This window comes from Xanthomarina spongicola (genome assembly GCF_003148645.1).
GTDB classification, from domain to species: Bacteria; Bacteroidota; Bacteroidia; order Flavobacteriales; family Flavobacteriaceae; genus Xanthomarina; species Xanthomarina spongicola.
On the sequence record NZ_QGGP01000029.1, the window covers coordinates 1 to 1,120 of the forward strand.

2 protein-coding genes are annotated in these 1,120 nt (G+C 34.0%); both read right to left on the reverse strand.

What is annotated here, in order from left to right; genetic code table 11:
• Positions 1–752: IS3 family transposase (locus LX78_RS14870; protein ID WP_170109864.1), on the reverse strand; the 752-nt coding region annotated here is incomplete at its 3' end.
• The gene (locus LX78_RS14700) at positions 710–1,063 is read right to left on the reverse strand and encodes a transposase (protein WP_245881551.1); all 354 of its coding nucleotides are present in this window, start codon (positions 1,061–1,063) and stop codon (positions 710–712) included. The genes LX78_RS14870 and LX78_RS14700, both read right to left, overlap by 43 nt.
• Positions 1,064–1,120 lie beyond the last annotated feature (57 nt).

Consider the following 1,120-nt stretch of genomic DNA (forward strand, 5'->3'; position numbering starts at 1 on the left):
TCGTCTTTTAAGATTCCATTTACACGTTCTGCCATTGCGTTTTCGTAGCAATGATTTTCTTCAGTCATACTAATCTCTATCTTTTTTCTTTTAAGTATTTGTGTGTACACATTACTGCAATATTGTATTCCTCTGTCTGAATGATGAATAAGTTGTTTAATGTCTTTAGCCTGATAAATAGCCTTATTAAGGGCTCTCACGCATCCTTTTAGTTCTAAGCTATCACTAAGATCATAACCCACTATTTTTCTGGAATGCATATCGGTTATTAAAGCCAGGTAGCAAAAGCCTTTTACAGTTCTGATGTAAGTTATGTCACTCACCCAAACTTGGTTAGCTCTAGTAACTTCTAAGTCTTTTATAATGTTGTTATACTTATAAAAACGATGATACGAGTTTGTTGTTCTGGCACTGGTTTTCTTTCTAAGTGTTAGCATGTTGTGTTTTCTAAGGACATTAAATAGGGTGTCTCTACCAATTTTAAGGTTGGCTTTAGTAAATTCAACATCTAGTGATTTTATGAGTTTACGTACACCTTCTCTAGGAAGGGATTTACGTTTTTTACTGACTATGTTTATAATCTGATGTTCTAGTTTTAAACGCTTATCAGCTCTAGATTTGTATTTGTAATACGCATCACGTTTAAGCCCAAAACAATGAGTTATAGTCGTTAAAGAAGCAAATCCCTTAGACTTTTCTTTAGCTTTAATTAAGGCTTTATACTTAGCTTTTTTTTTAGCTCTGCAACAGATTTGTAGCCTAGATCTTCAGCTGCCACTTCCAGATAAGAATCCAATACCATGGCATCCAGATCCTTTTTAAGTAGTAGTTTTTTAAGCTGTTCTATTTCCTTTTGCAAGGCTTTAATTCGTGATATTTCGTCTTTAGTTTCCACTTTTACTCTGGTGTTCATTAAGTCTTTACGATTGTACTTTTTAATCCACTCATTTACGGTTGTAGGTGCGATAGAGTAGAGTTTACATAGTTCGCTCTTTGTGTGTTTTCCGGTTGTAAGTTCGGCTAAAATTTTCAGTTTAAAAGGTTCTGAATACCGTCTGATCACTTTGTCATTTCTGTACATAATGTTTAAAATTATGTAGCCTTTATTCAGGACGGGTCA